This is a genomic window from Kitasatospora sp. NPDC101155, assembly GCF_044768305.1.
Classification (GTDB): domain Bacteria; phylum Actinomycetota; class Actinomycetes; order Streptomycetales; family Streptomycetaceae; genus Kitasatospora.
Map to the genome: position 1 here is coordinate 1 of NZ_JBIWPN010000088.1, position 18438 is coordinate 18438.

Below are 18438 nucleotides of genomic sequence, written 5' to 3' on the forward strand. Positions count from 1 at the left end.
TGTCCTGTGGGCCCTCATCCGTGACGGACGGTGCTACGAAGAAGAACCGTCCGTCACAGCGATGGCTTGACAACAGCATTAGGAGGTCAGGTCAGAGCTGGTGCCGGTTGCGGTGTCCATCCGGAACGGCAGGATGTAGCCGTCGGAGTTCGAATACGGCTGGTAGAAAACGGACTTGCCGCTGGGCAGGTTGATCGCGTTCCGGTCGCCGAAGCCCCGGACAGCGTTCATCGTGCCGTAGTAGTGGTCGAAGGCGCGGTTCTCCTGCATGAAGATCAGGACGTGCTGGACGTCGTTGATGGTGCCGGTGACCGCCGGGGCGGCGAGGGCCTTCTGCAGGCACTCGGGGAGGACGGAGAACGCGGCGGTCGCGCCGGCGGCGGCCGCGGCGAGACCCATGAACGAGCGGCGGGAGACGGGGGTCACGAGGGGCTCCTCTTGTCTTGACAAGTTGTTTCCCGACTTGGCTGGACAAGTTTGAGGAGCGCGGGCGCACCGGGACCACCCTCGTGCAGTGAACGCCTCCGGTCCGAGCGATGACGCGGACATGGCCTGGCGGCCGGGCGGATCGGGGCCCGGACCACGGCGCGATCAGGGTGCGGACACGCGGAAGCCGCCGGGGCGGGACGCACCCCCGGCGGCTGCTACGACGGTCGGATCAGACGGCGGGCCGGGCCTCCGGAAGCGACGGGATGTCGGCGACGCTGTCCAGCACGTGGGTGTGCGGGTGCCCCTCGAAGTCGTCGCGGGTGAGCTCCCCGGTCAGGACGCCGATCACCACACCGGCCCCGGCGTTGGCACCGGCCTCGACGTCCACGACGGTGTCGCCGGCCGCCAGCACCCGACGGGTGTCGATGACCCCGGTCTTCTCCATCGCCCGGTGGATCATGTGCGGCGCCGGACGCCCGCGCGGGACCTCGTCCGAGGTGACGACCGCGTCGAGATTGCCGCCCTCGCCCGTGGACCAGCCGAGCGACTCCAGCAGCGGGTACGCGACGTCGTCGCTGAAGCCGGTGGTCAGGGCCACCTTGATGCCGCGTCGGCGCAGCTCGGCCAGGGCCTCCTCGACGCCGGGGATGGCTTGCGGGGGAGTGGTCCGGTAGGCCTCGCGCAGGAACTCGCGGAAGGCCGTGTAGCCGTCCTCGACGAGTTCCGGGGTCGGGGTGCCGCCGCCGAGGCGGACCAGGGCGGCGATGGCCTCGCGCTTGTCGGTGCCCATCCAGGTCTGGAGGTCGGCCTCGGCGACCGGCACCCCGGTGCGCTCGACGGCGGTGCGCAGGGCCCGGTAGACGGCACCGTCCTCGTTGATGGTGGTCCCGGCCATGTCCAGGGCGGCGAGCTCGATCACGATGTCAGTCCTCTTCGGTGCGGTAGCGGCCGATGACGGTACGGCCGTTGATGGTGTTCTCGATGGTGAAGGTGGACATGGCGGGCAGGTAGCGGTCGTCCGCGTCCTCCAGCGGCACGCCCTGGCTCGACGTGGTGAGCCGCCGTACGCGCAGCAGCGGGGCGCCGACGGCGACATGCAGGAGCTCGGCGTCGCCCGGTTCGGCGGCGACGGCGTCGATGGTGTGCCGGGCGTGGTGCAGGTCGACCTCGCGGCGCAGCAGCTCCTCGTAGACGGACCCGCTGTCCGGGTCGAAGTCGAACAGGATCCGGCCGACCTCGTGGACGAAGGTGGAGCGCTCCAGCATGGCCGGAACGCCGTCCAGCAGTCGCAGCCGGACCAGTTCGACGACCGGTTCGCCCTCGGTGAGGCCGAGCCGGGCCGCCGCCTCCGGGGTCGCCCGGCGGCGGGCCACCTCGACGGTCGTCTGCCCGGGCTCGCGGCCGATGCTGCGGGCCCACTGGGTGAAGGACAGGAAGGTGCCGAACGGCTGGGAGGGGGCCGAGCGGCGGGCGACCGGCGGTTTCCCGCGCCCGCCGACCAGGCTGCCCTCACGGCGCAGCATGGCCAGGGCCTGGCGGACCGGGCCGCGGGAGGTCCCGAACTCGGCGCAGAGCTGCGACTCGCTGGGCACCGGCTCGCCCTCGGGCCACTCGCCGGACTCGATGCGGCGCTGGAACTCGGCGCCGAGCCGTTGGTGGAGAGGAAGCTCATCACTTGTCTTCACAAGCCGACTATGACACTCGGGGGCGGAACTTCTCAAGGCGGGATCACCTGCGGGTTTCCCCGGACGGCCGTCCGTCCCCTGCGTTCGTCGAGCGGATGAACAAGCGGTAACTTGTACATACATCTCTTGACCTCGACGCCCACCAACCCGGAACCTGGAGCCATGAGCAGCAGCACGCCCACCACCGCCCCCGCCGAATCCCGTACGCACACCCCCGCCGCGCCCGGCCGTAGCGACGTGGTGATCGTCGGGGCCGGCATCATCGGCCTGGCCCACGCCTTCGAAGCGCTGAGCAAGGGGCTGTCCGTCACCGTCGTCGACCGCGACCGGCGGCCCGTCGGCGCCTCGGTCCGCAACTTCGGCCACTGCTGCATCAGCGCCCAGGACGGCGAACTGCTCGCCCTCGCCCAGCGTTCCCGGCCCGGCTGGCTGCGCGCCGCCGAGGCCGCCGGCATCTGGGCCGCGGAGGCCGGCACCCTGGTGGTCGCCCGGTCGGCGACCGAGGCGGCCGTCCTGGAGGAACTGCGCGCCGAGCGCGGCGGCGACGCCGTCGAGCTGCGCACCGCCGCGCAGACGGCCGCGCTGCTGGGCCGCGCGGACGGCGCGGCCGGCGACCTGGTGGGCGGCGCGCTGCTGCCCGCCGACCTGCGGGTGAACCCGCGCGAGGCGGCGCCCGGCCTGGCCCGCTGGGTGGTCGAGCAGCCGCAGGGCCGGATCCTGTGGGGCACCGCCGTCACCGGCGTCGAATCCGGGACGGTGCACACCACCCGCGGCCAGGTCCACGGTGACCGGATCCTGATCTGCGTCGGCCACGACCTGGACTACCTGTTCCCCGACATCGCGGAGGACCACGGGGTCCAGCGCTGCCGGCTCACCATGGCACGGGCCGAGGCCCCGGCCGGCTTCCGCACCGACTCCGCGGTGCTGACGGCCACTTCGATGCTCCGCTACGACGCCTTCACCTCCCGCCCGTCGGCCGCCGGGCTGCGGGAGGAGGTGCTCGGGCACAGCGCGGAGCTGCTGGAGATCGGCGCCAACGTGATGTTCACCAGGCTCCCGGACGGCGCCGTGCTGGTCGGAGACTCGCACCACTACGACGCCACCACGCCGCCGTTCATCGACGAGCGCACCTATGAGCTGCTGATCGGGGCCGTCGCCGAGGTCCTGGGCGTCGAGCGCCTGCGGATCCTCGAACGCTGGCAGGGTGTCTACGCCAGCAGCCCCCGCGGCCCGCTGCTGGTGCGCGACCTGGCACCGGGGGTCCGGGCGATCTCGGTCACCTCGGGCATCGGCATGACGCTGTCCTTCGGCCTCGCGGCCGCCACCTTCGACGGCACGCTCGCCCCGACCGCCTGACCGGCCGGGCTCGCCCGAGCTGCCTGACCTCCTGATCCGCTCGTCCGGGGCCGCCCGGTGGCTGGCGCCACCGGGCGGCCCCGTTCGGGTTGCGGCCCGTCCCGAAAGGGGAACCAAGTTGGCCACTTGACTGTACAAGTGGCCAACGACAGTGGCCGAATCTTGCGGTGCTGCGGTGTGACGCCACCTCCAATGGCGGCACCCGGTCCGCCATCGTCACCTTCCGTGCTGGAATCGACTCCCTGCGTGAGAGGATCTCGGGGTCAGTGCGACCCGAACGCAAAGGACAGAACACATGGCCGAGCGCCAGAACGGCACCGTGAAGTGGTTCAACGACGAGAAGGGCTACGGCTTCATCACCCCGGAGTCGGGCCCTGACCTCTTCGTACACTTCCGAGCGATCGAGGGGGGCGGTTTCAAGTCGCTGGTCGAGGGTCAGAAGGTCACCTTCGAGGCCGTCCAGGGCCAGAAGGGGATGCAGGCCGACAAGGTCCAGGTCGTGGGGTAGCGATCGCCGCACCGGTGGGCGGTGACTTCGGCCCGGCCGACCGGGGCCCCGGCTCGACGGCCTTGCCCCGGTCCGGCCGGGGCCGGTGTCGCGGGTGTGGCCGTGCACCGGGATCCAGGGCGCTGGGGATCCTCCTGCGCCGGGATGTCGCTCGCCGGCTCCTGGCCTCGCGCCTTCAGGACAGGATTGACCGACTTCTCGTCAGATGCGCCGAGGCCGCGCCTCGTCGCGTCTGGGTCGTCGCCACGCATGCGAGGTCCGGGGGGAGCCTCAGGCCAGGAAGCCCCGCAGCAGTGCGGCCGTAGCGGCGAGGTGTTCCTCGGTGGCGCGTCGGGCGGCGTCACCGTCGCCGGCGAGGATCGCCCGGACCATCGCCCGGTGCTGCTCGGCGGCGTGCTCGATGTTCCGGTCCAGCATGGGGATGGCGTTGAGCAGGTCGTTGAGACGCATCCTGGCCTCGGCGATGGCCGTGGCAAGGGTGGGGGAGCCGGTGAGCTCGCCGATGGCGAGGTGGAAGCGCGAGTCCAGCTGGCGGTACTGCTCCGGCGGGGCTCCCTCCAGGTCGGTCAGCCGGCTCTCCAGGTGGGCCCGCTGGTCGGGGGAGAGCGGGCGACGGGCGGCCGCCTCGGCGGCGCCGACCTCCAGCACCTGGCGGTAGGTCAGCGCGTCCTCCAGCGCGCCGCCGAGGTCGCGGGCCGCGCGGCGCAGGTCGGCGACGTCCGGTGCGGGCAGACGGTAGGTGACGAAGGTGCCGCCGTACCGGCCGCGGCGGGGTTCGACACAGCCGGCCTGCTGCAGCGTGCGGAGCGCCTCGCGCAGGGTCTCCCGGCTGACGCCGAGCCGGCCGGCGAGATCCCGTTCGGCGGGCAGTCGGTCGCCGAGGTCGAAGACGCCGAGCTTGATCGCCTGGAGCAGCCTCTCGACGGTCTCCTCGAAGGCGTTGCCGGTCCGGACCGGGCGGAAGATCGCCCCGGCCTGCCAGTCGAGGCGCGCCTGCTCACGTGTTTCGTCCACGTCCACGCCGGAATCGTACCTATGAACGGGTTCCCCGGACTCGTTCCCTCCTCGCTCTTGACGCGGCCCCGATCCAGCCGGAACGATGCTGCTCACCCACCCAATGGACTGATTCCAGGCCATTGAAGAGCCGTCCGACCGTCGAACTCGTCGGGGCGACCGCGCCACGCCGTCGTGGCCGCGTGCTCCCCGGCACACCCTCAACCCCCAGGGGTGCCCATGACCGACGCACGCTCACCCGACCACCCTGCCCCCGACGTGTTTCCGGCGAACACCGCCCCCGTTTCCGCCGACGAACAACGGCTCCGCGAGCTGGGCTACACCCAGGAGCTGGCCCGCTCGATGTCCGGGTTCTCCAACTTCGCCGTCTCCTTCTCCATCGTCTCCATCCTGTCCGGCTGCCTGACCCTGTACGGGACGGGGATGAACACCGGCGGCCCCGCGATGATCATCTGGGGCTGGCCGGTGGTCGGCCTCCTCACGCTCTGCGTCGGCCTGGCGATGGCCGAGATCTGTTCCAGCTACCCGACGGCCGGCGGGCTCTACTACTGGTCCGCCAAGCTGACCCGCACCCGCGGCCCGGCCTGGAGCTGGTTCACCGGCTGGTTCAACTTCCTCGGCCAGGTCGCGGTGACCGCGAGCGTCGACTACGGTGCCGCGTTCTTCACCAACGCCTTCCTGACGCTCCGCTTCGGCGTCGAGGCCAGCCCCGCGCACACCATGGAGATCTTCGCGGTCATCCTGGTGGTGCACGGCCTGCTCAACACCTTCGGGGTGCGCCTGGTCGCGGTCCTCAACAGCGTGTCCGTGTGGTGGCACCTGATCGGCGTCGCGATCATCGTCGGCGCGCTGGCGTTCCTCCCCGAGCGGCACGCCTCCGTCTCCTTCGTCCTCACCGAGTTCGTCGACAACACCGGTTTCCACAACCAGTTCTACGTCGCGATGCTCGGCCTGCTGATGGCCCAGTACACCCTCACCGGCTACGACGCCTCCGCGCACATGACCGAGGAGACCCACGACGCCGCCCGCTCAGGCCCCCGGGGCATCGTCAACGCCATCACCGTCTCCCTGGTGGCGGGCTGGATCCTGCTGCTCGGCATCACCTTCGCCATCCGCGACTACGACGGCGCGCTCAACAGCAACACCCAGGTCCCGCCGGCGCAGATCTTCATCGACGCGATCGGCGACGGCGGCGCCCAGCTGCTCCTGCTCATCGTCATCGGCGCCCAGTTCTTCTGCGGCATGGCCTCCGTCACCGCCAACTCCCGCATGATCTACGCCTTCTCCCGCGACGGCGCGCTCCCCGGTTCCCGCCTGTGGCACCGGATCTCCCCGCGCACCCAGACCCCGACCAACGCCGTCTGGCTGGCGACCGGCGGCGCCCTGCTGCTCGGACTGCCCGCGCTCTGGAACTCCACCGCCTACACCGCCGTGACCTCCATCTCCGTCATCGGCCTCTACATCTCCTACGTCATCCCGGTGTACCTGCGGCTGCGTCAGGGCGAGGACTTCCCGCGCGGCCCCTGGCACCTGGGCCGCTGGAGCCGGCCGATAGGCATCGTCGCGGTCGGCTGGACGGCGGTGATCACCGTCCTGTTCATGCTCCCCACCGCCAGCCCGATCACCGCCGAGAGCTTCAACTACACCCCCGTCGCCGTGGCCGTCGTGCTGGGCTTCGCCGGCCTGTGGTGGCTGGCCTCCGCCCGCCACTGGTTCACCGGGCCCCACGTCAACGCCGAGCCGAAGGCCCCCGACGCCCCGGACACCGAACTGGAGACCCGATGACCACCCCCCGGCTCACCCTCGACGAACTGCGCGCCCGCGTCGCCGACGGGTCCGTCGACACCGTCGTGCTCGCCATGACCGACATGCAGGGGCGCCTCCAGGGCAAGCGCGTCGCCGCCGAGTACTTCCTCGACGACGTGGTGCCCGGCGCCGCGGAGGGCTGCGGCTACCTGCTGGCCGTCGACATCGACATGAACACCGTCGACGGGTACGAGATCTCGTCCTGGGAGAACGGCTACGGTGACCTGACGTTGCGCCCCGACCTGGCCACCCTGCGGTCCGTCCCCTGGCACCCCGCCACCGTCATGGTCCAGTGCGACGTCGTCCACCACGACGGCACCCCGGTGGCCGTCTCCCCGCGGCAGGTCCTGCAGCGCCAGCTGGACCGGCTGGCCGGCTACGGCTGGCAGGCCCAGGCCGCCACCGAGCTGGAGTTCATCGTCTTCCGGGACAGCTACGAACAGGCCTGGGACAAGGACTACACCCGCCTCACCCCGGCCAACCAGTACAACGTCGACTACTCCATCCTCGGCACCGGCCGGATCGAACCCCTGCTGCGCCGGCTCCGCAACGGCATGGCCGGCGCCGGCCTCACCGTCGAGTCCGCCAAGGGCGAGTGCAACCTCGGCCAGCACGAGATCGCCTTCAAGTACGCCGACGCCCTCACCACCTGCGACAACCACGTCGTCTACAAGACCGGTGCCAAGGAGATCGCCGCCCAGGAGGGCTGCAGCCTCACGTTCATGGCGAAGTACGACGAACGCGAGGGCAACTCCTGCCACATCCATCTGAGCCTGCGCGACGAGCAGGGCGCCCCGGTGTTCGCCGGTGACCGTCCGCACGGCTTCTCCCGCACCATGGAGCACTTCCTCGCCGGACAGCTCGCCTGCCTGGCCGACTTCGCCCTGCTGCTCGCACCCACCGTCAACTCCTACAAGCGCTACGTGCCCGGCAGCTTCGCACCCACCGCCATTGCCTGGGGCCGCGACAACCGCACCTGCGCCCTGCGCGTGGTCGGTCACGGCCCTTCACTGCGCTTCGAGAACCGCGTCCCCGGCGGCGACGTCAACCCGTACCTCGCGGTCGCCGCCCTGATCGCGGCCGGACTGCACGGCGTCGAGCAACAGCTCGAACTCGAACCGGAGTTCACCGGCAACGCGTACGCCTCCGCCGCGCCCCGGGTGCCCGCCACCCTGCGCGACGCGGTCGACGCCTTCGAACGCAGCGCAGTCGCCACCGAGGCCTTCGGCAAGGACGTCGTCCGGCACTACACCCACGCCGGACGCACCGAACTGGCCTCCTACGAGCGGGCGGTGACCGACTGGGAGCGGCGCCGCGGATTCGAGCGGCTGTGAACCGCGCCGACCGCCGACCGCTGATCGGCATCACCAGCTACCAGGACGACGCCGGCTGGTCCGTCTGGAACCAGCGCGCCTCCCTCGTGCCCCAGACGTACGTCGACGCCGTCGTCCGGGCGGGCGGCACCCCGGTGCTGCTGCCACCGCAACCCGGCGGGGCCGACCACCTGCTCGACGCCCTGGACGGGCTCGTCCTCGCCGGCGGACCGGACATCGACCCGGCTCGGTACGAGGCGACCGCCGATGCACGCACCGGCCCGCCCCACCACGCCCGCGACGACTGGGAGAGTCGGCTCCTGGGCACCGCCCTGGCCCGGGACCTGCCGGTGCTCGGCATCTGCCGCGGCATGCAGCTGCTCAACGTCGAGCTCGGCGGCACCCTCCTCCAGCACCTGCCCGACGAGAGCCACCAGATCGTTCCCGCCCGCTTCGTCCGCCACCGGGTCGGCCTGGTGGACGGCAGTCGGCTCGCCGCCGTCCTGGGGGCGGCTGCCGAGGTCTCCTGCTACCACCACCAGGCCGTCGACCGGCTCGGCACCGGTCTGCGGGTCACCGCCTGGAGCGCGGACGGCGTCGTCGAGGCGCTCGAACTTCCCGGCCACCGCTTCGCATTGGGCGTCCAGTGGCACCCCGAGACCGACCCGGACGACATGCGGGTCCTCCGCGCGCTCGTCACCGCCAGTCAGACCACCTCCATGCACAGGGAGACAGCTCCATGACCGAACCGGACCTCTTCGAGGTCGTCAACCCCGCCACCGAGGAGGTGATCACCACCGTCGAACTGGCCGGCCTCGCCGAAACCGATGCCGCCGTCGCCCGGGCCCACGCCGCTTTCGACACCTGGCGCCGGGTGGCACCCGCCGACCGAGCACGGCTGCTGCGCTCCTTCGCCGCCGCCGTCGACGCCGACCGCGAGCACCTTGCTGCCCTGGAGGTCGCCAACGCCGGCCACACCATCGGCAACGCACGCTGGGAGGCCGGCAACGCGCGTGACGTCATCGAGTACTACGCCGCAGCGCCCGAGCGGCTGTTCGGCCGACAGATCCCGGTGTCCGGCGGCATCGATGTCACCTTCCAGGAACCGATCGGCGTGGTCGGGGTCATCGTGCCGTGGAACTTCCCGATGCCGATCGCCGCCTGGGCCCTGGCCCCGGCGCTGGCCGCCGGCAACACCGTCATCGTCAAACCGGCCGAACTCACCCCGCTCACCGCCCTGCGCCTCGGCGAACTCGCCCTCCAGGCCGGGATTCCGGAAGGCGTGCTGCAGATCCTGCCCGGCCGCGGCCCGGTCGTCGGACAGCGCTTCGTCACCCACCCCGACGTGCGCAAGGTGGTGTTCACCGGCTCGACCCGGGTCGGCAAGGAGATCATGGCGGGCTGCGCCGCCCAGGTGAAGCCCGTCACCCTCGAACTCGGCGGCAAGAGCGCCAACATCGTCTTCGCCGACGCCGACCTCGCCAAGGCCGCCGCGACGGCCCCGTACGCGGTCTTCGACAACGCCGGCCAGGACTGCTGCGCCCGCTCCCGGATCCTGGTCGAGGCGTCCGTGTTCGACGACTTCCTGGCGCTCCTGGAGCCGGCCGTCCGCGGCGTGCGGGTCGGTGACCCGGGCGACGAGAAGACCGAGATGGGACCGCTGATCTCCGCCGCCCACCGGGAGCGGGTCGCCTCCTACGTCCCGGACGGGTCGGCCGTCGCCTTCCGCGGCAGCGCCCCCGACGGGCCCGGCTTCTGGTACCCGCCGACCGTCCTCGCGCCCGTGCGGCACGACGACCGCGTCTTCACCGAGGAGATCTTCGGCCCGGTCGTCGCGGTCGTCCCGTTCCGCGACGAACAGGACGCCCTGCGCATCGCCAACGCCACCGAGTACGGGCTGTCCGGCTCCATCTGGACCAGGGACGTCGGGCGCGCACTGCGGGTCTCGCGCGGCGTGGACGCCGGCAACCTGTCCGTCAACTCGCACTCCTCGGTGCGCTACACCACGCCGTTCGGCGGCTTCAAGCAGTCCGGCCTCGGTCGCGAGCTCGGTCCGGACGCCCTCGACGCCTTCACCCAGACCAAGAACGTCTTCATCTCCACGGAGGAGTGATCAGCATGACCCAGCGACTCGACGGCCGGGTGGCCGTCATCACCGGCGCAGGCAGCGGCATCGGCCTGGCGACCGCCCGCCGCTTCGCCGCCGAGGGCGCCAAGGTGGTCTGCGTCGACCTCGACGCGGAGACCGGCGCCAAGGCCGCGAACGAGGTCGGCGGCCTCTTCATCGAGGCCGACGTCACCGACGAGCAGGCGGTGCGCGACCTCTTCCAGCGGGTCGTCGACGAGTACGGCCGGCTCGACATCGCCTTCAACAACGCGGGCATCTCGCCGCCGGACGACGACTCCATCCTCACCACCGGCCTGGACGCCTGGAAGCGGGTCCAGGAGGTCAATCTGACCAGCGTCTACCTGTGCTGCAAGTACGCGATCCCGCACATGCAGCGCCAGGGCAAGGGGTCGATCATCAACACCGCCTCGTTCGTCGCGGTGATGGGCGCCGCCACCTCGCAGATCTCCTACAGCGCCTCCAAGGGCGGAGTGCTGGCCATGTCCCGCGAGCTGGGCGTGCAGTTCGCCCGCGAGGGCATCCGGGTCAACGCGCTCTGCCCCGGCCCGGTGAACACCCCGCTGCTGCAGGAACTGTTCGCCAAGGACCCGGAGCGGGCGGCCCGTCGACTGGTCCACATCCCGCTCGGCCGCTTCGCCGAGCCCGAGGAGATCGCCGCAGCGGTGGCCTTCCTCGCCTCCGACGACTCGTCCTTCATGACCGCCAACACCTTCCTCGTGGACGGCGGCATCTCCGGCGCCTACGTGACGCCGCAGTAGCGGAGCCCACCCCCGGAGGACACCGACGGCTCGCCCCCCCCGTGACAGGGGCGGGCGAGCCGGAGCCTGGCCAGGGTGCTTCAACCGGTTCGCTCCGGACCGCCCGAACGAGGCCGCCCTGGTGCACCGGGCTGCCTAACCTGCCAGCCGGGCGATGTCATCGGCGATGCCACCCAAGGGCCCGACCGTGCCGATCGAACGGAACCAGTCCCACACTCGAGCGCGTGGTAGAGCCGGTAGAGTTCGAGCCGCTCGACGGCGTCGGCGGGAAGCGGCCCGTAGCCTTCGAACAGCGCGCTGCGTTCCGGCTCACCTCGGCCGAGGGAGTAGTAGTCGGTCTTGGCCAGGTCGATCAGCGGGTCTGCGGCGATCGCGTGACGGTTCTCCCTAGCTCAGGGGCCTGATGGACCCTGCGGAGTCAGCGAAATGTCAGCAAGACTCCGAGGAGCGCGAACCGATCACGGCGACCATCCAGCTCATCCGCGGCATGGGGTCGCGGACGACGTCTACCGGGTCCACGAACAGGTCAACCAGGTGACCAAGAGCTACGCGCGCCTCAAGCACCGCAAGGAGGGTGACTACCGCGACGTCCCCCTGCCGGCTTCGGTGAAACGCAGCATCGAGTGGTGCGCCCACACGTGCGGCACTACGGACGACGGGTACCTTCTGCCCAGCACCAGGGATATCTCGCGCCCCTTCGGGGGGTGGGTCATCACCGAACAGTGGCAGAAGATCAAGGAGTTCGGCGAAGTCGACATCCCCGACGGCATGGTCGTCCACGGTCTGCGGCACTTCTTCGCGTCGAACTGCCTCGCGAACAACATCCCGATCACCGACGTGGCAGAGTAGGTGGGCCACCGGAGCGTCGACATCACGTTCAAGATCTACCGCCACCTGATGCCCGGCTCGATCGGCCTAACGCGCCGGGCAGGCCCGTCCCCCTGGCCGATCACCCGTGTTTACGACGTGTGGTGCGAGGCCATGGGTCCAGCCCGACCGGCGCTTCTTCAAGATTCGGCAGACGCACTGCGACCACGGACGGCCCCTGCCTGATCCGGCGCACCAGCGGCAGCAGAGCGCGCACCGCCCCCGCGCCCGCCCGCGGATACGCCTCCCGCACCCCGAGACCCCGCGTGCGCGGTGGCGAGCCTGCCACCTTGCCGCACCGTCGCAAGAAGGGATTCCTGCGCTTTGCCCTTGCTCGATCACTCTTGGCGATATGTTCTTCTCACCCGATGGGGCCGGGCAGTGCAGCGCACCTGCCCGTGCCCACCCGGCTGAGGAACCCAATGGGGGGCGGATGATGGAGCCGTTCGCGCGGCCCGATGGCCGACAGGGCCGCGAGGGGAAGGCCGTGAGCAAGGCGGCGGTACGACTCGTTGGGGCGTCAGTCGTGGGCGCGGCCGTCGGGTTGGCTGTCCACAGCCTCACGCAAGTGACCAACCGCGTCCTGTTCGCTCTTACAGGGGCCGTGGTGGGTGCGGTGGTTGTCGTGGCTTCGGAGCGGTACCAGCGCTCTGCACGCCTCACGGAGGTGAAGGTCACCATCCCGCAGTTGAGCGAGCTCACCTTCGCGGTCAACAACGATGCCCGCCAAGTCGCCTGGCAGATGTTCATCGAGACGGTGACTCGTGTGTCCACCCAGCCACTGGCCGGCGACGAGGGAGTCGTCAGAGAGGCTCTCACCTCGATGTACGGGCTGTTCGCCACGACACGCGAGACGTTGAAGGCCACCCGCCCCTCTGCAGCAGTTCCGGGTGGCCAGACGGTCGAGTACCTCGCGATCACCATGCTGAACCGCGAGCTGAGGCCGTTCCTGTCCCAATGGCACCCTCGGCTGAGGGAATTCGAACTGTCCCATCCCGACAGCCGAGAGTCCGATTGGGCCGACAACGCCGCTTGCCGGGCCGACCTGCAGCGTGTGCAGCGCAATATCCACGGCTACGCAAGCGGGTTCGCACGCCTTGCCGGCGTCCGTGAAGCCGAGGCCTTGATCAGGCACGTGCCGACGCCGCGAAGTCCCGTCAACCAGCCGGACAACAGCGGCAGCCCGGCGGGTACCAACCCTTAGGGCGGTATGTGGTGCGAATCCCATGGGCTAGGACGAGGAAGCCGGTCGAACAGCTCAGCACCGGCGCCGAGTACGACGGGGATCGGGTGGGAGGCGGCTTTGGGAGGGCTCGGCAAGGAGCAGGACCGCAACCGGATCGACGTCTTCATCTCCTACAGCAGGGCGGCCGACTCCCGGCTCGCTCCGGCCATTCAGCGTGGCCTTTCGCGGCTTGCCAAGAAGGTCTTTCGGACACGCGCGTTGACGGTATTCCGTGATCAGACGGACCTGTCCGCGTCGAGTTCCCTGGGAAGTTCGATCAAGCAGGCGCTCACCGAGGCACGATTCTTCCTGCTGCTCGCGTCTCCGGCCGCTGCGGACTCCAAATGGGTGCGTGAGGAGATCGAGTTCTGACGGGGCAACAAGCCGAACGACACATTCATCATCGCGCTGACCGACGGGACGATCCGGTGGGACGACGAACGGGGAGATTTCGACTGGGAGGTGACGGATGCTCTCCCCCGGGGCCTGTCAACGACGGTCACGGCCGATCCGCGCGGCAATATCGTGGCCGTCGGCAGCGCCAACGACGTGAGCCGCGGGATCGTCATTGCCAGCGGCAGCAGAGCACCGACGAGCCCGCGCCCGCCGGTCGGCCGGACGTCCCGCACCGCCTCCTGGCTACGGTGTTCGGGAGGGTCACGGCGACCAGGATCGCCTACCGTGGTATCGGGGTGGCCGATCTGCACGTCGCGGACGCGGTGTTGAACATGCCGGCCTCGATGCATTCCCACGGGATCGCGAAACTGGCCGCGCTCCAGGCGGCCCGGGGCTCGTTCGCCGAGGCCACCGGCCGCGTCAACGCGCTGGCAGCGCCGCCGCCCTGGTCGTCGGTGATCACGTGGTGTTTCGAGCCCGGCCGGGCGCGGTCGACCGGGCCCGGGCCCGTTTTGGGCCGCCGCGACAGGTCTGGTGGTGGGAGCCGTTTCGGACCCGACCCCCGGCTGACGGCTCACCTGTGACAACTGAGGTTGCCCGGGGGGTTGAACCCGGTGACCTCCCGCCACTCCTCGGGCCGCAGGTCCCGGCCGGCGAAGTGGCAGGCGAGGTCGAGCCAGGAGCGTTCGCTGGCTGCCCAGCGGACCACGGATCCGGCTGGGGTGGCGGTCAGCAACTCGCCGGTCGAGCGCACTCCGACGATGGCGGTGGCCTCCCACCTCGCGCTGGCCCAGGTGCTGGCGGCCGGTAGTCGGAGCGTTCCCAGGATCGTTCCGGTGTCGACGTCGATCACGGCCACCGTGCCGTCGTTGCGTATCTGACCGATGAACGGAGTGCCGGGTACCCAGCTCATCGGGCGTGCAAGTTCGCTGCTGGCGTGGACAGTTCGGATCAGGGCCCCGGACGGGTCCCGGACATCCAACGAACTGTCAGGATGGGTTACGACCAGTCGATCACCGGCAAATCCGACCGTGTGCGATGCACCGGACACGGTCACGGTCTTGCGTTCCTGGCTGTCCGCCACGGTCAGCCGGCCTCCGCCGTCGTCCTGTCCGGCGATCCAGGCCGCGTACCGGCCGTCTTCGCTGATCGCGGCCACACCAACGGTGTCGGAGTCTTCCGTCAGTTTCTTGTTCGGACCGGGTGAGTCATAGACGTACATCCCGTCGCTCACCCGGCGTACCGTCATTCCGCCGTACTCGCTGACGCAGATCAGGTCCCGTCCGTCCGGGGTAAGCCGCGCCGCGACGTTCGCCACCCCTTGGCCCTCCAGCAGCATCTGGGTGCCGGTGCCCCGCACTGCGTAGAGGCCGCAGCCCACCTTCCCGATCAGGGCCGGTGTGCCGTCGGACAGCCAGGCGGGGAAGACGTCCTTCTGGGGGCTGGTGATGGCCGTGCCCGGACCTGGCCCGCCGTTGAGGTCGTGCAGCTTCACGTCCCCGAATCCACCGACCAGCAGGGCGCGCTGACCATCGGGTGACACGGCCATCTGGGTGGGACGACTGGACCTGGAGGTGTCGGGGACCTGGAGGCCGTCGGTGTTCAGCCGCAGTCTGGGCCGTTGAGCGGGATCCCACACCGACAGCGTGGTGCCCTTGCCGGTGATGAGCCGACCCGAGTTGCCGATGAACACCACGCGGTCGGCCCCACCGGCACCGAGCAGCTCGGTGTAGTTGCGGTTGTCGGTCTGACCCGCCGTCACATCGGCTACCCACAACTGCCCGCCGCCTCCCGAGGCGATCTCGTTGCCGTCCCGGCGGATCGCGAAGACAGTCGGGGTGTACGGACCGGAGACGGTGGAGTAGCGCGCAACAGCCTGGTTGCTGGCCGTGCCGAAGACGAACGCCCAACCGCCGCCTAGGGAGGCGACGGAGGAGCCGTCGTCCGAGATCGCGGAGATGCCGATGTTGACCTGTGCTTGCTCCTGGCGGACAGTGACGGCCAGGTCGGAAAGCCGCAGGCGCTGCCAGAGACCCGAACCGTTGGTCACCGCGACCGTCTGTTCGTCGGGTATGCCGACCCCGTCCCAATACAGATTCGCGAGGTCGACGCTCCGGCGCTGGGCCCCCGTCGACGGGTCGAAGGTGGCCAGGTGTTGCACACCGCCCGTGTCTTTTATCGCGTCCGGCGAGGTCAGCACCGCGGCCGTGGTGCCCTGTGTCGAGACCGCCACCCGCCCGGGCTGTTCGATCTGCAGGGGGACCGGTGCCGAGCCCGGGTGCCAGAGCACTGCGTGCCGGCCGTCGGTCGCCGCGGCCACCGCGCCGTCGTCGCTGATCGCCACCGCCGTCACCGGCTGGTCGCCCAGTCGCACCACGGTGCTGCTGTCGGTGGCCGGGTCCCAGCGGATCAACTGGCCGTCGGCGGTGCCGGCAAGGGCCATCCCGCCAGCAGCCGCCGCCAGGGCGCTGACCGGTGCGGCGAGCGTGTGCTGGCGGACCAGATTGGGGTTGTCGTTGACGGTCTGGAACAGCGCCGCGATGGTCTGAGGGTCGTCCCGGAGGCGGTAGGCCTCGCCGGCCAATAGCTGAGCGCGGGCCGAATCGTCCGGGGAGTCATTGACTGCCGTCGCCGCGAGCAGCCGCGCGGTGGCGATGGTGGCACGTTCCTGCGCCAGGTTCCGCTGCCTGACCGCCTCGTTGGCGTTCAGCCAGGCGATGACGCCGGCGGTGAGCGCAATGGCCAGCAGGACGCAGAGACCGGAAACCATCGCTCGCCGGACTCGCGCCGCCCTGCGCTGGAGTTGCAGGTCCTTGCTGTCCAGCTCGTCCTTGCTCACGCCGTGCAACGGCGCGGCGAGAGTGACCACGGCGTCCCGGAAGGTGCTGCCGGGTGCCATGGAGAAGGTGGCAGCCTGGCGGTTCTTCCGCAGATCCACCCACAGGGGCTCCGCGCGGAACACGCCGCTCAGCTCTCGCGGAAGCGCGGTGGTCCGCTCCCAGTCGAAGTCCCCGCGGTCCCTGTCCCATTCGATGGAGCCGTCGCTGAGCCCGATCAGAAACGTGTCCATAGAGTGGTGCTCACGCCAGTAGCTGATCTCCTCGCGCACCCACTTGGATTGAGCGGCCGCGGGGGAAGCCAGGTAGATGAAATAGCGTGAACTCGCCAACGCTTCCTTGATGGCGCCGCCGAGGTCACTGCTGGCGGCAAGACTCGTGGTGTCCCGGAAGACCTTCGCACCGGGGCGGAATGTCCACCAGGTGCGCGCCACGCCGCGTAGCCCGTCCTCAAGCGCCTCGGCCACTGCGATGTCACTCTTGTGGCTGTACGAGATGAAGACATCCCGGTCCAAGACCGCCCCCCGACCTTCCCTGACTGCTTGTACGCTTGGGAATGGCTCCTAGCTTGGCACGAGGAGTCGGGGTCCGGGGGAGGTTCGGAAGACGTGACACTGAGGCAGTGATTCGGGCGCAAGTATCGCCGCAGCGGGGGGTTGATGCCGAAGCAGGCCAGCGTCAAGCTGTCGCTCCCGTTCGTCGGGGAGGTCAGCGGAACGTGGGCACCGGCGGACCGTGAGCGGGACGCCGCCCGGGAGCTCTACGTCGAACTGGCGACGCGCGTCTCCGTCGGATGTGGTTGTCACTGAAGGAGAATGCGGCGGCGCAGCAGTGGGGGTTCTGGATTACTTTCCGTGCCACAGCCACGGAGCGTCACCAGACCCGCGATCATGAACGGTCGTGGCTGACGATCTCCTCCAAAACCTCTGGCTTAACCGGACCACTGACGTCGCGGTCAACACCCTGACCATCCGCGCCGACCGAGTGACCGTCCTCTCCGCCACAACTGGCGGCGAGGCGGGCTGTCCGTCGTGCGGAACCGTCTCGACCCGGGTGCACAGCAGCTACGTGCGGCGGTTGGAAGACAGGGCGGCGGGCTGGCGTCGGGTGGTGGTCGAGCTACGGGTCCGCCAGTTCCGCTGCTGTGAACGAGTTTGCCCCCGGGCCACGTTCGTCGAGCAGGCGGGCTGACCTTCCGTCACGGACGGCGGAGCCAGGGCCTGCAGACCGTGCTCCGTGAGCCGTTCCACGCTCCTGCGGCTGATACGCGCCCTGCCGGATCCGGCGCACGCGGTGCCGCGCGTTCTTGGCGTCGACGAGTTCGCCCTGCGCAAGGGCCACGTCCACGCCACGGTCCTGGTCGACATCGAGACCCGCCGCCCCGTCGACAGCCGGACCTCACCACGGAGTGCCGCGGCCACGGTGAACCGCAGATCATCGTTGTCCTCGACCACCAGTAGACGTACGGCGGCCAGGGAGAGCCACACCTGCCGCCCGGCCTCTCCTCATGAAATCCTCAGCCTCCCTCCGCGATGCTCCTGCGGCGTCGGCAGGAAGCGGCAGCTGAAGCAGAACGGAGCAAGGCAGTGCAGGGATTGGTCCCAAGGGCGGCGAACTCACATCGGGCGCGGATACGGAGCTACCGCATCCTGACAGCGGCCCTGGTCACGGTCGGCGCCGTCACCCTCAGCGGCTGCACCCCGGATGCCCCGGACTCCGCCAACAGCCAGGCCGGCCCGCAGGCGCAGGCCGCGCCACCTTCCACCGAGCCGGCCGGTCAGCCCGCCCTGCAGGCCTTCTACCACCAGAGGTTGAACTGGACCCCGTGCGGCGAGCTGCAGTGCGCCACACTGACCGTTCCCATGGACTACAGCCGGCCACAGGACGGTCGGACCTTCACCCTGCCGGTGGCCAGGCACACCGTCGCCGACCCGGCCCAGCGCATCGGGTCGCTGGTACTCAACCCGGCGTCCGGCCACGAGATCCCCGGCGGCGTTTGTGTTGTCCTCGGTCATGAACCTGTCCCTGCCGTGTCCTGCGATCCCCGTGGGCGGGGATCGCAGGACACCCACGTGTCGACTTCCTGGGGAAGCGTGCCCGGGGCGACCTGAGGATT

The 18438-nt window shown here is 70.2% G+C and carries 18 protein-coding genes and 1 pseudogene; 13 read left to right on the top strand and 6 right to left on the bottom strand.

The features are described from left to right. Window positions 1-78: 78 nt before the first annotated feature. The 3 genes from ACIRYZ_RS44615 to ACIRYZ_RS44625 all read right to left on the bottom strand — a co-directional run bounded on the left by ACIRYZ_RS44615 (window position 79) and on the right by ACIRYZ_RS44625 (window position 2114). The gene (locus ACIRYZ_RS44615; protein ID WP_402954856.1) at window positions 79-426 is read right to left on the bottom strand and encodes an alkaline phosphatase family protein; all 348 of its coding nucleotides are present in this window, start codon (window positions 424-426) and stop codon (window positions 79-81) included. A 232-nt stretch (window positions 427-658) separates the two neighbouring features. Then, window positions 659-1348, bottom strand: a complete 690-nt coding sequence (locus ACIRYZ_RS44620) for a phosphonatase-like hydrolase (protein WP_402954859.1) — start codon at window positions 1346-1348, stop codon at window positions 659-661. Between the two features lie 4 nt (window positions 1349-1352). After that, a complete protein-coding gene (locus ACIRYZ_RS44625; protein ID WP_402954862.1) occupies window positions 1353-2114 on the bottom strand; it encodes a GntR family transcriptional regulator in 762 nt (253 codons plus the stop codon). Between the two features lie 162 nt (window positions 2115-2276). Here ACIRYZ_RS44625 and ACIRYZ_RS44630 point away from each other — a divergent pair, with 162 nt between their 5' ends. Both ACIRYZ_RS44630 and ACIRYZ_RS44635 read left to right on the top strand, forming a co-directional pair. After that, window positions 2277-3470: a TIGR03364 family FAD-dependent oxidoreductase gene (locus ACIRYZ_RS44630; RefSeq protein WP_402954865.1), complete on the top strand. Its 1194-nt coding sequence runs from the start codon at window positions 2277-2279 to the stop codon at window positions 3468-3470. A gap of 295 nt (window positions 3471-3765) precedes the next feature. Beyond that, entirely contained in the window at window positions 3766-3978 is a 213-nt protein-coding gene (locus ACIRYZ_RS44635; RefSeq protein WP_145911193.1) for a cold-shock protein, read from the top strand. A 270-nt stretch (window positions 3979-4248) separates the two neighbouring features. Here the strand turns inward: ACIRYZ_RS44635 and ACIRYZ_RS44640 are convergent, their stop codons facing one another. Then, window positions 4249-4998, bottom strand: a complete 750-nt coding sequence (locus ACIRYZ_RS44640) for a FadR/GntR family transcriptional regulator (protein ID WP_402954869.1) — start codon at window positions 4996-4998, stop codon at window positions 4249-4251. 213 nt (window positions 4999-5211) lie between these two features. On the opposite strand from ACIRYZ_RS44640, the gene ACIRYZ_RS44645 reads away from it, so the two are divergent. The 8 genes from ACIRYZ_RS44645 (at window position 5212) to ACIRYZ_RS44680 (ending at window position 13461) form a co-directional block, all read left to right on the top strand. After that, window positions 5212-6777, top strand: coding sequence for an amino acid permease (locus tag ACIRYZ_RS44645; protein ID WP_402954872.1), 1566 nt, complete (start codon window positions 5212-5214; stop codon window positions 6775-6777). After that, complete coding sequence (locus ACIRYZ_RS44650) at window positions 6774-8132, top strand: glutamine synthetase family protein (protein ID WP_402954875.1); 1359 nt, start codon at window positions 6774-6776, stop codon at window positions 8130-8132. Before ACIRYZ_RS44645 ends, ACIRYZ_RS44650 begins: the two co-directional genes overlap by 4 nt. Continuing rightward, entirely contained in the window at window positions 8129-8854 is a 726-nt protein-coding gene (locus ACIRYZ_RS44655) for a gamma-glutamyl-gamma-aminobutyrate hydrolase family protein (protein WP_402954878.1), read from the top strand. The genes ACIRYZ_RS44650 and ACIRYZ_RS44655 overlap by 4 nt, the downstream gene beginning before the upstream one ends. Then, window positions 8851-10224, top strand: coding sequence for an aldehyde dehydrogenase family protein (locus tag ACIRYZ_RS44660; RefSeq protein ID WP_402954881.1), 1374 nt, complete (start codon window positions 8851-8853; stop codon window positions 10222-10224). Before ACIRYZ_RS44655 ends, ACIRYZ_RS44660 begins: the two co-directional genes overlap by 4 nt. 5 nt (window positions 10225-10229) lie before the next feature. Further along, a complete protein-coding gene (locus ACIRYZ_RS44665) occupies window positions 10230-10997 on the top strand; it encodes a 3-oxoacyl-ACP reductase (protein ID WP_387627395.1) in 768 nt (255 codons plus the stop codon). Between the two features lie 534 nt (window positions 10998-11531). Continuing rightward, window positions 11532-11846: a hypothetical protein gene (locus tag ACIRYZ_RS44670; protein ID WP_402954884.1), complete on the top strand. Its 315-nt coding sequence runs from the start codon at window positions 11532-11534 to the stop codon at window positions 11844-11846. 586 nt (window positions 11847-12432) lie between these two features. Next, the gene (locus ACIRYZ_RS44675) at window positions 12433-13068 is read left to right on the top strand and encodes a hypothetical protein (RefSeq protein WP_402954887.1); all 636 of its coding nucleotides are present in this window, start codon (window positions 12433-12435) and stop codon (window positions 13066-13068) included. A 99-nt stretch (window positions 13069-13167) separates the two neighbouring features. Beyond that, complete coding sequence (locus ACIRYZ_RS44680) at window positions 13168-13461, top strand: TIR domain-containing protein (protein ID WP_402954890.1); 294 nt, start codon at window positions 13168-13170, stop codon at window positions 13459-13461. A gap of 442 nt (window positions 13462-13903) precedes the next feature. Here ACIRYZ_RS44680 and ACIRYZ_RS44685 read toward each other — a convergent pair. Next, window positions 13904-13999: pseudogene (locus ACIRYZ_RS44685) on the bottom strand (IS5/IS1182 family transposase); the annotation flags it as partial. Between the two features lie 60 nt (window positions 14000-14059). Continuing rightward, entirely contained in the window at window positions 14060-16837 is a 2778-nt protein-coding gene (locus ACIRYZ_RS44690; RefSeq protein ID WP_402954892.1) for a toll/interleukin-1 receptor domain-containing protein, read from the bottom strand. Between the two features lie 144 nt (window positions 16838-16981). Here ACIRYZ_RS44690 and ACIRYZ_RS44695 point away from each other — a divergent pair, with 144 nt between their 5' ends. The 3 genes from ACIRYZ_RS44695 to ACIRYZ_RS44705 all read left to right on the top strand — a co-directional run bounded on the left by ACIRYZ_RS44695 (window position 16982) and on the right by ACIRYZ_RS44705 (window position 18433). Then, window positions 16982-17131 (top strand): hypothetical protein, encoded by a 150-nt coding sequence (locus ACIRYZ_RS44695; protein ID WP_402954895.1) that lies wholly within the window; start codon window positions 16982-16984, stop codon window positions 17129-17131. A 91-nt stretch (window positions 17132-17222) separates the two neighbouring features. Then, complete coding sequence (locus tag ACIRYZ_RS44700) at window positions 17223-17513, top strand: transposase family protein (protein ID WP_402954898.1); 291 nt, start codon at window positions 17223-17225, stop codon at window positions 17511-17513. Between the two features lie 395 nt (window positions 17514-17908). Continuing rightward, window positions 17909-18433 carry a hypothetical protein gene (locus ACIRYZ_RS44705; protein WP_402954901.1) on the top strand — a complete coding sequence of 175 codons (525 nt, stop codon included), beginning with the start codon at window positions 17909-17911 and terminating at the stop codon, window positions 18431-18433. Window positions 18434-18438 lie beyond the last annotated feature (5 nt).

Coding starts and splice junctions, on each gene's coding strand:
- ACIRYZ_RS44630 (WP_402954865.1), top strand. CDS start 2,277: ATGAGCAGCAGCACGCCCACCACCGCCCCCGCCGAATCCCGTACGCAC.
- ACIRYZ_RS44635 (WP_145911193.1), top strand. CDS start 3,766: ATGGCCGAGCGCCAGAACGGCACCGTGAAGTGGTTCAACGACGAGAAG.
- ACIRYZ_RS44645 (WP_402954872.1), top strand. CDS start 5,212: ATGACCGACGCACGCTCACCCGACCACCCTGCCCCCGACGTGTTTCCG.
- ACIRYZ_RS44650 (WP_402954875.1), top strand. CDS start 6,774: ATGACCACCCCCCGGCTCACCCTCGACGAACTGCGCGCCCGCGTCGCC.
- ACIRYZ_RS44660 (WP_402954881.1), top strand. CDS start 8,851: ATGACCGAACCGGACCTCTTCGAGGTCGTCAACCCCGCCACCGAGGAG.
- ACIRYZ_RS44665 (WP_387627395.1), top strand. CDS start 10,230: ATGACCCAGCGACTCGACGGCCGGGTGGCCGTCATCACCGGCGCAGGC.
- ACIRYZ_RS44695 (WP_402954895.1), top strand. CDS start 16,982: ATGCCGAAGCAGGCCAGCGTCAAGCTGTCGCTCCCGTTCGTCGGGGAG.